The organism is Pseudomonas sp. PS02288 (assembly GCF_029959715.1).
Taxonomy (GTDB): Bacteria; Pseudomonadota; Gammaproteobacteria; order Pseudomonadales; family Pseudomonadaceae; genus Pseudomonas_O; species Pseudomonas_O kuykendallii.
On record NZ_JASCPA010000015.1, the window covers coordinates 24,270 to 36,085 of the forward strand.

The following is an 11,816-nucleotide window of genomic DNA, read 5'->3' on the forward strand; positions in this document are numbered from 1 at the left end:
GCCGGCCGCCGCCCCGCGCGGCGGCCAACCGCAATCAGGAGGAATGTCCATGCAACCGATCAAGAATGCGCAGACCCAGCAGTGGCAAGCGCTCAGCCGCGATCACCATCTGCCGCCGTTCACCGACTACAAGCAGCTCAACGCCAAGGGCGCGCGGATCATCACCCGCGCCGACGGCGTCTATATCTGGGACAGCGAGGGCAACAAGATCCTCGACGGCATGGCCGGCCTGTGGTGCGTCAACGTCGGTTACGGGCGCAAGGAACTGGCCGATGCGGCCTACAAGCAGATGCAGGAGCTGCCGTTCTACAACCTGTTCTTCCAGACCGCCCACCCGCCGGTGATCGAACTGGCCAAGGCGATCGCCGACATCGCCCCGGAAGGCATGAACCACGTGTTCTTCACCGGTTCCGGCTCGGAAGCCAACGACACCGTGCTGCGCATGGTTCGTCACTACTGGGCGACCAAGGGCAAGCCGTCGAAGAAGGTGGTGATCGGTCGCTGGAACGGCTACCACGGCTCCACCGTCGCCGGAGTCAGCCTGGGCGGAATGAAGGCTCTGCACGGTCAGGGCGACCTGCCTATTCCCGGCATCGTCCACATCGACCAGCCGTACTGGTACGGCGAGGGCGGCGACCTGTCGGCCGAAGCGTTCGGCATCAAGGTCGCCGAGCAACTGGAGCAGAAGATTCTCGAGCTCGGCGTGGACAACGTCGCGGCCTTCATCGCCGAGCCGATCCAGGGCGCCGGCGGGGTCATCGTGCCGCCGGACTCCTACTGGCCGAAGATTCGCGAAATCCTCGCCCGCTACGACATCCTGTTCGTCGCCGACGAGGTCATCTGCGGTTTCGGCCGCACCGGCGAGTGGTTCGGCAGCCAGCATTACGGCAACGCACCGGACCTGATGCCGATCGCCAAGGGCCTGACCTCCGGCTACATCCCCATGGGCGGCGTGATCGTGCGCGACGAGGTCGTCGAAGTGCTCAACCACGGCGGCGAGTTCTACCACGGCTTCACCTACTCCGGGCATCCGGTAGCGGCGGCGGTAGCGCTGGAAAACCTGCGCATCCTCAAGGAGGAACGCATCGTCGAAACGGTCAAGGCGGAAACGGCACCATACTTGCAAAAACGTTGGCGGGAGCTGGCTGATCACCCGCTGGTGGGCGAAGCCCGCGGCGTCGGCATGGTCGGAGCGCTGGAACTGGTGAAGAACAAGGCGACCCGCGAGCGCTTCGGCGACCTGGGCGTCGGCATGCAATGCCGCGAACACTGCTTCAACAACGGTCTGATCATGCGGGCCGTCGGCGACACCATGATCATTTCGCCGCCGCTGGTGATCAGCAAGGCGGAGATCGATGAACTGGTGACCAAGGCGCGCACCTGCCTCGATCTCACCGCCAGCGCCGTGCTGGGTTGAGAGGCGAGGGCGCGGGAATGACTTTTGCCTCGGCAGTGACTTTTGCCACGGCGAACGTTGTAAACGCGCCCCGTCCCTTGCCAGACTGCGCAGGCGCTGGTCGGGCTCACCCTGGGGGTGACGGGAGCCAGGCTCGGACTTTTCAGACAACAGGAGCTGTAGGCATGAAAAAAATCGGCAAGACCCTTCTCGCCTTGTCCCTCGCGGGCATGGCGTTCAGCGCGGCGCAGGCCGACGACAAAGTCCTCCACGTGTACAACTGGTCCGACTACATCGCCGAAGACACCATCGCCAAGTTCACCGCGGAAACCGGCATCAAGGTCGTCTACGACGTCTACGACAGCAACGAAGTGCTCGAAGCCAAGCTGCTCGCCGGCAAGGCTGGCTACGACGTGGTGGTGCCGTCCAACTCCTTCCTGGCCAAGCAGATCAAGGCCGGCGTCTACCAGCCGCTGGACAAGTCCAAGCTGCCGAACTGGAAAAACCTCAACCCCGACCTGATGAAAACCCTGGAAATCAGCGACCCGGGCAACCAGTACGCGATTCCCTACCTGTGGGGCACCATCGGCATCGGCTACAACGCCGACAAGGTCAAGGCCGCGCTGGGCGACAACGCGCCGGTCGATTCCTGGGACCTGGTGTTCAAGCCGGAAAACATCGCCAAGCTCAAGGGCTGCGGCGTGAGCTTCCTCGATTCGCCGACCGAAATCCTGCCGGCCGCCCTGCACTACCTGGGCTACAAGTCGGACAGCCAGGACCCCAAGGAGCTCAAGGAAGCCGAGGCGCTGTTCCTCAAGGTGCGTCCGTCGATCACCTATTTCCACTCCTCGAAGTACATCGGCGACCTCGCCAACGGCAACATCTGCGTGGCCATCGGTTACTCGGGCGACATCTACCAGGCCAAATCCCGCGCCGAAGAAGCCAAGAACGGCGTGAAGGTGCTGTACAACATCCCGAAAGAAGGCGCCGGTGCCTTCTTCGACACCGTGGCGATTCCGAAAGACGCGGAAAACCCGGAAGGCGCGCTGAAGTTCATCAACTTCCTGCTCAAGCCGGACGTGATCGCCGAGATCAGCAACTACGTGTCCTACCCCAACGGCAACGCCGCCGCCACCGAACTGGTGGACGAGGCAATCCGCACCGACCCGGGCATCTACCCGACGCCTGAGGTGATGAAGCAGCTCTACGCCTTCCCGGACCTGCCGGCGAAAGTGCAGCGCGCGATGACCCGCAGCTGGACCGCCATCAAGTCGGGCAAGTAAGCAGCAATGGTCTCCGGCGCGTTCTGCCAACAGCGGAGCGTTCGCCGGCGGCCGTGACGTGCCGCGGCGCCAGCTGCGGCGTTCCACCCCTCGCACACGGCGTCCGCCAGGCGGAGACCGGATGCGTGCAAGGCTGACCGCGAACCGGGCCGCGAGGCTCCGACGACTGACCAAGGAACGAGGAAATACGTGTGAAAATCGATTTCCACAAAACGCTGCTCGGCGCCGCCATGACCCTCGGGTTGATCGCCACCGCCCAGGCCGAATCCACCGTCCACATCTACAACTGGTCCGACTACATCGGCGAAACCACCCTCGCCGACTTCGAGAAGGCCACCGGCATCAAGCCGATCTATGACGTCTTCGACTCCAACGAAACCCTCGAAGGCAGGCTGCTCGCCGGCCGCACCGGGTTCGACGTGGTCGTGCCGTCCAACCACTTCCTCGGCAAGCAGATCAAGGCCGGGGCATTCCAGAAGCTCGACAAGTCGCAGCTGCCCAACTGGAAGAATCTCGATCCCAAGCTGCTCAAGCAGCTCGAGGTCAACGACCCCGGCAACCAGTACGCGGTGCCGTACATGTGGGGCACCACCGGCATCGGCTACAACGTCGACAAGATCAAGGAAGCGCTCGGCGTCGACCACATCGACTCCTGGGCCACCGTGTTCGAGCCGGAAAACATGAAGAAGCTGAGCAAGTGCGGCGTGTCCTTCCTCGATTCCGGGGATGAAGTGCTGCCGGCGATGCTCAACTACATGGGCATGTCCCCGGCCAGCCAGAGCGCCGAGGAATACAAGAAGGCCGAGGCCAAGCTGCTCGCCGTGCGCCCCTACGTGACCTATTTCCACTCCTCGAAGTACATCGGCGACCTGGCCAACGGCAACATCTGCGTCGCGGTGGGCTTCTCCGGCGACATCTTCCAGGCCAAGTCGCGCGCCGAAGAGGCCGGCAAGGGCGTCAACATCGCCTACGCCATCCCCAAGGAAGGCGCCAACCTGTGGTTCGACATGATGGCGATCCCGGCCGACGCGAAGAACGTCAAGGAGGCGCATGCCTTCATGAACTACATCATGCAGCCGGAGGTGGTGGCGAAGATCAGCGACTACGTCGGCTACGCCAACCCGACTCCGGCGTCCGGCCCGCTGATGGACCAGGAGGTCCTGAACAATCCCGGTATCTATCCGCCGCAGGAGGTCCTCGACAAGCTCTACGTTCAGGCCGAGCTTCCGCCCAAGGTCCTGCGCATGCAGACCCGTAGCTGGACCACCATCAAGACTGGCAAGTGAGTGTCCGCCCGGCCTTCTGGCCGGGCTCTATTTTTCCCGGGAGTTAGCCCATGGCCGTTGCCTCCAGCGCCTACAAGAAAGCCCTCGAGGGCGACCAGCAGCCGAAAGAAGTGCTGGTGAAAATAGACCGCATCACCAAGAAATTCGATGAAACCGTCGCCGTCGACGACGTCTCGCTGACCATCAACCGCGGCGAGATATTCGCCCTGCTGGGCGGCTCGGGCTCGGGCAAGTCGACACTGCTGCGCATGCTCGCCGGCTTCGAGCGGCCCACCGAGGGGCGCATCCTGCTGGACGGCGTGGACATCACCGACATGCCGCCCTACGAGCGGCCGATCAACATGATGTTCCAGTCCTACGCGCTGTTCCCGCACATGACCGTGGCGCAGAACATCGCCTTCGGCCTCAAGCAGGACAAGCTGTCCAAGGAGCAGATCGACGAGCGTGTCGAAGAAATGCTCAAGCTGGTGCACATGACCCAGTACGCCAAGCGCAAGCCGCACCAGCTCTCCGGCGGCCAGCGCCAGCGCGTGGCGCTGGCCCGTTCGCTGGCCAAGCGGCCGAAGCTGTTGCTGCTCGACGAGCCGATGGGGGCGCTGGACAAGAAGCTGCGCTCGCAGATGCAGCTCGAGCTGGTGCAGATCATCGAGCGCGTCGGCGTGACCTGCGTGATGGTGACCCACGACCAGGAAGAGGCCATGACCATGGCCCAGCGGATCGCCATCATGCACCTCGGCTGGATCGCCCAGATCGGCAGCCCGGTGGACATCTACGAGACCCCGGCGAGTCGGCTGGTCTGCGAGTTCATCGGTAACGTCAACCTGTTCGACGGCGAGATCGTCACCGATGACGCCGACCACGCGGTGATCGACTGTCCCGCCCTGGACAACCCGATCTACATCGGCCACGGCATCAGTACCCGCGCCCAGGAAACCAGGATGACCTACGCCCTGCGTCCGGAAAAACTGCTGATCGCCAGCCAGCTGCCGGCCGATCACGAACACCCGACCTACAACTGGTCCAACGGTATCGTGCACGACATCGCCTACCTCGGCGGCCACTCGGTGTACTACATCAAGCTGGCGTCCGGGCAGATCGTCCAGGCCTTCATCGCCAACGCCGAGCGTCGCGGCAAGCGGCCGACCTGGGACGATCCGGTCGTGGTCTACTGGGAGGACGATAGCGGCGTGGTGCTGCAGTCATGAGCAAACTCACGAACCCACTCAATGACCGCGGGATCGTGGTCGTCGCGGCGGCGCTGGTGATCATCGGCGCGGTGACGCTGCTCAATCTGATCGGTCCGGCCGGGACCTTCTGGCAGGCGCTCGGGCTGTCGATCAACCAGATCTGCACGCTGCTGGTGGTGCTGGCGACCGTGGCCGCGGTGTACGTCGGCGTGGCGCTGCTGTTCAGCCGCTTCAGCCACCTGAATCCGGGGCGCGCGGCGGTGGTCAGCGGGCCGTTCCTGTGGCTGTTCCTGTTCTTCCTGCTGCCGTTCTTCATCGTCCTGAAGATCAGCTTCGCCGAAGCCGACGTGGCGATCCCGCCGTATACCGAGATCTACAGCTACGCCGAGCAGAAGCTGGAAATCATCCTCAACCTGGGTAACTACCTGTTCCTCACCGAGGACGAGCTGTACCTGGCGGCGTACCTCGGCTCGTTGAAGATGGCGGCGATCAGCACCGTCGTCTGCCTGCTGATCGGCTACCCGATGGCCTACGCCATGGCGCGGGCGAAGAAGGAGTCGCAGACCACGCTGCTGCTGCTGATCATGATGCCGACCTGGACCGCGATCCTGATCCGCGTCTACGCCTGGATGGGCATCCTCAGCAGCAACGGCCTGCTCAATGGCTTCCTGCTCGATATCGGCCTGATCGATACACCGCTGCGGATTCTCAACACCAACCTGGCGGTATACATCGGCGTGGTCTATTCGTACCTGCCGTTCATGATCCTGCCCCTCTTCGCAAACCTGGTGAAGCACGACCACAGCCTGCTGGAAGCCGCGTCCGACCTGGGCTCGAGCAATCTGAACAACTTCTGGAAGATCACCGTGCCGCTGTCGAAGAACGGCATCATTGCCGGCAGCATGCTGGTGTTCATCCCGGTGGTCGGCGAGTTCGTCATCCCCGAACTGCTCGGCGGGCCGGAGACGCTGATGATCGGCAAGGTGCTCTGGCAGGAGTTCTTCAACAACCGCGACTGGCCGGTTGCGTCCGCCCTGGCGGTGGTGATGTTGGCGGTGCTGATCGTGCCGATCATCCTCTTCAACAGGAACCAGGCCAAAGAGCTGGAGGGCAAGGCATGAAGAACTTCCGCCTGACCACGCTCATGCTCTGGGCCGGACTACTGTTCATCTATGCGCCCATGCTGATCCTGGTGATCTACTCGTTCAACGCGTCCAAGCTGGTCACCGTATGGGGCGGCTGGTCCGTGAAGTGGTACGCCGGTCTGCTCGACAACAGCCAACTGATGGGCGCGGTAATGCGCTCTCTGGAGATCGCCTGCTACACAGCCATCGCGGCGGTGGTGCTGGGCACCATGGCGGCCTTCGTGCTCACCCGCATCCCGCAGTTCCGCGGGCGCACGCTGTTCGGTGGCCTGGTCACCGCGCCGTTGGTGATGCCGGAAGTGATCACCGGTCTGTCGTTGCTGCTGCTCTTCGTGGCCATGGCGCAACTGATCGGCTGGCCTCAGGAGCGCGGCATCGTCACCATCTGGATCGCCCATACCACGTTCTGCGCGTCCTACGTGGCGATCGTGGTGTCGGCGCGGCTGCGCGAGCTGGACCTGTCCATTGAGGAAGCGGCGATGGACCTCGGCGCGCGGCCGTGGAAAGTGTTCCTGCTGATCACCATTCCGATGATCGCGCCGTCCCTGGCGGCGGGCGGCATGATGTCCTTCGCGCTGTCGCTCGACGACCTGGTGCTCGCCAGCTTCGTGTCCGGGCCCGGCTCCACGACCCTGCCGATGGAGGTGTTCTCCGCCGTGCGCCTGGGCGTGAAGCCGGAGATCAACGCCGTCGCCAGCCTGATCCTGTTGGTGGTGTCGATCTTCACCTTTTTCGCCTGGTTCTTCGCCCGACGCGCCGAGGAGAAGCGCAAGCGCGCGATCCAGCAGGCGATGGAAGCGGAAACCGGCGGGCAGAGCTGGCGTCCGCAGGCGGCGCCTGTGTCGCCGCCCAGCCAGGGCTGAGTCGACCGCCACGGAAAAGGGCCACGCGAGTGGCCCTTTTTTCATCCGGCGAACGGCACCGTGTCAGCTGCGGTCGGCCAGCACGCCGATCAGGAAGAACACCAGCAGCAACACCGGCGCCAGCGTGTAGTTGTTGAAGTAGCCGAGGCCCTTGGCCACCCAGGGCGTGAAGAAGACCATCGCCAGGCCATAGCCCACGGCGCAGACCAGCACGAAGATCAGCGTGCGCAGGACGAAGTTCAGGCTGCCGACCGAGCGTTGCACCCAGGCGTTGATCGACGGGCCGAACTGCACCAGCAGCGTCGCCATCAGCGCCATGGCGATCTCGGAAAGGTGCCCGCGGCACCAGCGCGAGAGGGTGGCGATCAGGTCGAGTACGAAGTCCATGCATGCTCCTTGAGTGGGGGTGGACGGGGCGCGCTCAGGTCCGTGCACGGTCCGGCGAGCGAGGGTCGGGAAGGCGAAAAACCCAGGGCGTGGAGTTTACGGGGTGCCAATGCGCATTACCCGCTCCGCTCGCCCTGCGCACCGCGCTGAAATGCGTCTGCCGCAAGCCGCTTTTCGACACACTCATGTGGGCGCCTGGACCTTCAGGGCAGGAAGCGCTGCAGCAGATCGTTAAGGAACAGCTGGCCATGCGCGGTGGGCCGCAGCCGGCCCCGGTCTTCATCCAGCAGGCCGGCCTGGCGTGCCCCGGCGCAGGCACTGGCGATGCTCGACAGCGGCAGGCCGGTGCGTTCGGTGAAGCGCTCGGCCGGCACGCCATCGACCAGGCGCAGGGCGTTCATCATGAACTCGAACGGCAGGTCCTCGGCGAGCAGCCGCTTCTCGCCGGCCTGGAAGGGTTTGCCGGCATCCAGGTAATCCTTCGGCAGACGGGTCTTCCAGGTGCGGCGGATATCGCCGTTCGGGCCGCTGAGCTTGGCGTGGGCGCCGGCGCCGATGCCGAGGAAGTCGCCAAAGCTCCAGTAGTTCAGGTTGTGCCGCGCCTGGCGCCCGGGCCGGGCGTAGGCCGAGGTTTCGTACTGCACATAGCCGTGTTCGGCGAGCAGCGCCTGGCCGGCTTCCTGGATATCCCACAGGGTGTCGTCCTCGGGCAGCTCCGGCGGCTGGCTCCAGAACACCGTGTTCGGCTCCATGGTCAGCTGATACCAGGACAGGTGCGTCGGCGCCTGGGCGATGGCGATGCGCAGGTCGGCCAGCGCGTCCTCCAGCGACTGCTGCGGCAGGCCGTGCATGAGGTCGAGGTTGAAGTTGTCAAAGCCGGCGGCGCGGGCCATGTCGGCGGCGCGGATTGCCTCGTCGCCGTCGTGGATACGCCCCAGCGCCTTGAGCTTCGCGGCCTGGAAACTCTGCACGCCGATCGACAGGCGATTGATGCCCAGCGCGCGGTAGTCGACGAACTTGGCCTGCTCGAAGGTGCCGGGATTGGCTTCCAGGGTGATCTCGATGTCCTCGGCGAACGGCACGCGACGCTCGACGCCCCGCAGCAGACGCCCCAGCGCGCGGGCGGAAAACAGGCTCGGGGTGCCGCCGCCGAAGAAGATCGAACTCAGCGGACGGCCGTGGACATGGACCAGATCGAGCTCAAGGTCCGCCAGCAGGGCATCGACGTAGGCGTCTTCCGGAAGCTCGGGGCCGGCGGCGTGGGAGTTGAAGTCGCAGTACGGGCATTTGCGCACGCACCAGGGAATGTGGATGTACAGCGCCAGGGGCGGGAGCTGGAACCGTGGGCCCTGGGCCGCGCCCTCCGGGGCGGGGGACGCGGGCACCGGCTTCATTCCAGGCCCAGGCGCTGCTTCAACAACGCCATCGCCAGCGCGCGGTGGCTGATCTGGTTCTTCTCGACCGGGCCCAGCTCGGCGCTGGAGCAGTTGCGCTCTGGCACCCAGAACAGCGGGTCGTAGCCGAAGCCGTGGGCGCCGCGCGCTTCGTTGAGGATGCGGCCGTGCCAGAGCCCTTCGCAGAGGATCGGCAACGGGTCGTCGGCATGCCGCACCAGCGCCAGGCAGCAGACGAACTGCGCGCCGCGCTCGGCTTCCGGCACGTCCTTGAGCGCCAGCAGCAACTTGGCATTGTTCGCCGCATCGCCCTGGCCGTCGGCATAGCGCGCCGAATAGATGCCCGGCGCGCCGCCGAGGACGTCCACGGCCAGCCCGGAATCGTCGGCCAGCGCCGGCAATCCGGACAGCCGCGCGGCGTTGCGCGCCTTGAGGATGGCGTTCTCGACGAACGACAGGCCGGTTTCCTCCGGTTCCACCGGACTGAACTCGCCCACCGAGCGCAGCTTCACGCTGGCGCCTAGCATGGCCTGGAGTTCCTTGAGTTTGCCGGCGTTGTGGCTGGCGAGGACCAGTTCGTTGAACATGTTCATTCGTCCGGAAAGATTTCCTGGGAGAAGTCGAGGCTTTGCTCGGCGCCGCCGGCGGCCTTGACCTTCAGCGAGAAGGCGAGCATTTCCCGCGACTCGATGGGGAACTGCGCGAGGTAGTAGATCGAGTCGCCCTCCCGGACCTGGCGGAAGGTCAGCGCGGTGCGCTTGCCGAGCAGGTCCTTCACTTCGCCACGCACCTCGCCGGCGACGGGCTTGCCGGCCTCGACCAGGGCGACGTTGAGCACACCCTGCTGCTTGCTGCGTACCAGGCCGGCCGCGGCGGCCACGTCCGGCTGCAGGAAGCTGGAGTTGAACGCACTGTAATGCACGTCCAGCGCGCCGAAGCTTTGCTTGCGTTCGGCCAGCGCCGGCACGGCGAGGCAGAGGGCTACGAGGAACAGGGTCAGGCGGCGCATGGTCGGGGCTCCAGGGTGATGATCGGGATTCAGACGGCGATCAGCGCGTCGGCCACGCTCGGGCCGCAGACCCGGTAGATGCCGATCTCGCCGAGCAGGTTGGGCCACAGCCGGCTGCCGAGGCTGTGGCGGTGCTCGCGGTCGACCGCCAGGCGGTCCTGAACGCGCACCTGCAACTTGTGGCAGAGCGCCTCGAAGTCCTCGAAGGTGCAGAAGTGGATGTTCGGCGTGTTGTACCAGGTGTACGGCAGGAAATCCGACACCGGCATGCGGCCCTTGCTCGCCAGGTACCAGCGGCAGCGCCAGTGGCCGAAGTTGGGGAAGGTGATGATGCAGGTCTTGCCGACCCGCAGCATTTCTTCCAGCACCTTGTCCGGGTAGTGCATGGCCTGCAGCGACTGGGTCATCACCACCACGTCGAAGCTGTTGCTGGCGAAGTTGCCGAGGCCCTTGTCGAGGTCCTGCTCGATGACGTTGACGCCCTTGCGCACGCATTCGGCGATGTTGCCGGGGTCGATTTCCAGCCCGTAGCCGCTCACCGACTTGTTGTCGCGCAGCCAGGCGAGCAGTTCGCCGTTGCCGCAGCCGAGGTCGAGCACGCGGCTGCCGGCGGGAATCCAGTCCTGGATGATGTCGAGGTCGGCGCGCATGGTTACACCAGAATCCGGTTCATGTAGCCGCCGAACGCCTGCAGGTAGCGCGGGATCGGCATGAGGAAGGCGTCGTGGCCCTGCGGGGCGTCGATTTCCAGGTAGCTGACGTTCTTCTTCGCGGCGATCAGCGCCTCGACGATTTCCCGCGAGCGGGCCGGCGAGAAGCGCCAGTCGGTGGTGAAGGACATCACGCAGAAGTCCGCCTCGACCTTCGCCAGGGTCCGCGCCAGGTCGCCGCCGTGGGCCGCCGCCGGGTCGAAGTAGTCCAGCGCCTTGGTCATCAGCAGGTAGGTGTTGGCGTCGAAGCGCCCGGAGAATTCCTCGCCCTGGTAGCGCAGGTAGCTTTCCACCTGGAACTCGACGCTGTGGAAGTCGTAGTTGAGCTTGTCGGTCTTCAGCTCGCGGCCGAATTTCTCGCCCATCGCGTCATCCGACAGGTAGGTGATGTGGCCGACCATGCGCGCCAGCATCAGCCCGCGCTTGGGGATCACGCCCTGTTCCTGGAAATGCCCGCCGTGGAACTGCGGGTCGGAGAGGATCGCCTGGCGCGAGACTTCGTTGAAGGCGATGTTCTGCGCCGAGAGCTTCGGCGCCGAGGCGATCGCCAGGCAGTGGCGGATGCGCTGCGGGTAGCTGATCGCCCATTGCATCGCCTGCATGCCGCCGAGGCTGCCACCCACCACCGCCGCCCACTGGGCGATGCCCAATGCATCGGCGAGGCGCGCCTGGCTGTTCACCCAGTCCTCGACCGTCACCACCGGGAAGTCGGCGCCATACGGACGGCCGCTGGCCGGATTGATGCTGCCGGGGCCGGTCGAGCCGTTGCAGCCGCCGAGGTTGTTCAGCGAGACGACGAAGAACTTGCGCGTGTCGATGGCCTTGCCCGGGCCGATGCAGCTGTCCCACCAGCCGGGCTTGCGCTCGCTGTCGCTGTGGTAGCCGGCGGCATGGTGATGGCCGGACAGGGCATGGCAGATCAGCACGGCGTTGCTGCGCGCCGCGTTCAGTTCGCCGTAGGTTTCGTAGACCAACTGATAGCCGTTCAGATCGCGTCCGCAGGCCAGCGCCAGCGGCTCGCTGAACGTCATCACCTGCGGGCTGACCAGACCGACCGAATCATCGGGGAAGACGGATGACATCGACCCTGCTCTCGCGGAAATAAGGCGGCAAAGTCTAAAGGGAAGCGCCGGGCAATTCACCCTGTATCGGCGCA

At 65.0% G+C, this 11,816-nt stretch carries 12 protein-coding genes; 6 read left to right on the plus strand and 6 right to left on the minus strand.

Features of this window, described 5'->3' with window-relative positions; genetic code table 11:
* The first annotated feature begins 43 nt into the window (after positions 1-43).
* From QMX85_RS08565 to QMX85_RS08590, 6 genes are all read left to right on the plus strand, one after another.
* On the plus strand, positions 44-1,417 hold the full coding sequence (locus tag QMX85_RS08565) for an aspartate aminotransferase family protein (RefSeq protein ID WP_282339855.1): 1,374 nt from the start codon (positions 44-46) through the stop codon (positions 1,415-1,417).
* Between the two features lie 164 nt (positions 1,418-1,581).
* Positions 1,582-2,679, plus strand: a complete 1,098-nt coding sequence (locus tag QMX85_RS08570) for a polyamine ABC transporter substrate-binding protein (protein WP_282339857.1) — start codon at positions 1,582-1,584, stop codon at positions 2,677-2,679.
* 230 nt (positions 2,680-2,909) lie between these two features.
* The gene (locus tag QMX85_RS08575; RefSeq protein WP_090225209.1) at positions 2,910-3,965 is read left to right on the plus strand and encodes a polyamine ABC transporter substrate-binding protein; all 1,056 of its coding nucleotides are present in this window, start codon (positions 2,910-2,912) and stop codon (positions 3,963-3,965) included.
* Positions 3,966-4,015: 50 nt separating this feature from the next.
* Complete coding sequence (gene potA, locus QMX85_RS08580; protein WP_282339859.1) at positions 4,016-5,170, plus strand: polyamine ABC transporter ATP-binding protein; 1,155 nt, start codon at positions 4,016-4,018, stop codon at positions 5,168-5,170.
* A 221-nt stretch (positions 5,171-5,391) separates the two neighbouring features.
* On the plus strand, positions 5,392-6,273 hold the full coding sequence (locus QMX85_RS08585) for an ABC transporter permease subunit (protein WP_282339926.1): 882 nt from the start codon (positions 5,392-5,394) through the stop codon (positions 6,271-6,273).
* Positions 6,270-7,160: an ABC transporter permease subunit gene (locus QMX85_RS08590; RefSeq protein WP_282339860.1), complete on the plus strand. Its 891-nt coding sequence runs from the start codon at positions 6,270-6,272 to the stop codon at positions 7,158-7,160. Before QMX85_RS08585 ends, QMX85_RS08590 begins: the two co-directional genes overlap by 4 nt.
* A gap of 63 nt (positions 7,161-7,223) precedes the next feature.
* Here QMX85_RS08590 and QMX85_RS08595 read toward each other — a convergent pair whose 3' ends face one another.
* From QMX85_RS08595 to QMX85_RS08620, 6 genes are all read right to left on the minus strand, one after another.
* Positions 7,224-7,547, minus strand: coding sequence for a DUF3392 domain-containing protein (locus QMX85_RS08595; protein ID WP_273233782.1), 324 nt, complete (start codon positions 7,545-7,547; stop codon positions 7,224-7,226).
* 203 nt (positions 7,548-7,750) lie between these two features.
* Positions 7,751-8,941, minus strand: coding sequence for a radical SAM family heme chaperone HemW (gene hemW / locus QMX85_RS08600; protein ID WP_282339861.1), 1,191 nt, complete (start codon positions 8,939-8,941; stop codon positions 7,751-7,753).
* Positions 8,938-9,534 carry an RdgB/HAM1 family non-canonical purine NTP pyrophosphatase gene (gene rdgB, locus QMX85_RS08605; RefSeq protein ID WP_282339863.1) on the minus strand — a complete coding sequence of 199 codons (597 nt, stop codon included), beginning with the start codon at positions 9,532-9,534 and terminating at the stop codon, positions 8,938-8,940. Before rdgB ends, hemW begins: the two co-directional genes overlap by 4 nt.
* On the minus strand, positions 9,531-9,950 hold the full coding sequence (locus QMX85_RS08610; RefSeq protein ID WP_282339865.1) for a DUF4426 domain-containing protein: 420 nt from the start codon (positions 9,948-9,950) through the stop codon (positions 9,531-9,533). The genes rdgB and QMX85_RS08610 overlap by 4 nt, the downstream gene beginning before the upstream one ends.
* Before the next feature lie 29 nt (positions 9,951-9,979).
* A complete protein-coding gene (metW, locus tag QMX85_RS08615; RefSeq protein WP_090224868.1) occupies positions 9,980-10,600 on the minus strand; it encodes a methionine biosynthesis protein MetW in 621 nt (206 codons plus the stop codon).
* Between the two features lie 2 nt (positions 10,601-10,602).
* Positions 10,603-11,742, minus strand: coding sequence for a homoserine O-acetyltransferase (locus QMX85_RS08620; protein WP_273233777.1), 1,140 nt, complete (start codon positions 11,740-11,742; stop codon positions 10,603-10,605).
* Between the last annotated feature and the right edge of the window lie 74 nt (positions 11,743-11,816).

Excerpts from the sequence above, each read along its gene's own strand:
- QMX85_RS08565 (WP_282339855.1), top strand. The coding sequence starts at position 44 with ATGTCCATGCAACCGATCAAGAATGCGCAGACCCAGCAGTGGCAAGCG.
- QMX85_RS08570 (WP_282339857.1), top strand. The coding sequence starts at position 1,582 with ATGAAAAAAATCGGCAAGACCCTTCTCGCCTTGTCCCTCGCGGGCATG.
- QMX85_RS08575 (WP_090225209.1), top strand. The coding sequence starts at position 2,910 with ATGACCCTCGGGTTGATCGCCACCGCCCAGGCCGAATCCACCGTCCAC.
- potA (WP_282339859.1), top strand. The coding sequence starts at position 4,016 with ATGGCCGTTGCCTCCAGCGCCTACAAGAAAGCCCTCGAGGGCGACCAG.
- QMX85_RS08590 (WP_282339860.1), top strand. The coding sequence starts at position 6,270 with ATGAAGAACTTCCGCCTGACCACGCTCATGCTCTGGGCCGGACTACTG.
- QMX85_RS08595 (WP_273233782.1), bottom strand. The coding sequence starts at position 7,547 with ATGGACTTCGTACTCGACCTGATCGCCACCCTCTCGCGCTGGTGCCGC.
- hemW (WP_282339861.1), bottom strand. The coding sequence starts at position 8,941 with ATGAAGCCGGTGCCCGCGTCCCCCGCCCCGGAGGGCGCGGCCCAGGGC.
- rdgB (WP_282339863.1), bottom strand. The coding sequence starts at position 9,534 with ATGAACATGTTCAACGAACTGGTCCTCGCCAGCCACAACGCCGGCAAA.
- QMX85_RS08610 (WP_282339865.1), bottom strand. The coding sequence starts at position 9,950 with ATGCGCCGCCTGACCCTGTTCCTCGTAGCCCTCTGCCTCGCCGTGCCG.
- metW (WP_090224868.1), bottom strand. The coding sequence starts at position 10,600 with ATGCGCGCCGACCTCGACATCATCCAGGACTGGATTCCCGCCGGCAGC.
- QMX85_RS08620 (WP_273233777.1), bottom strand. The coding sequence starts at position 11,742 with ATGTCATCCGTCTTCCCCGATGATTCGGTCGGTCTGGTCAGCCCGCAG.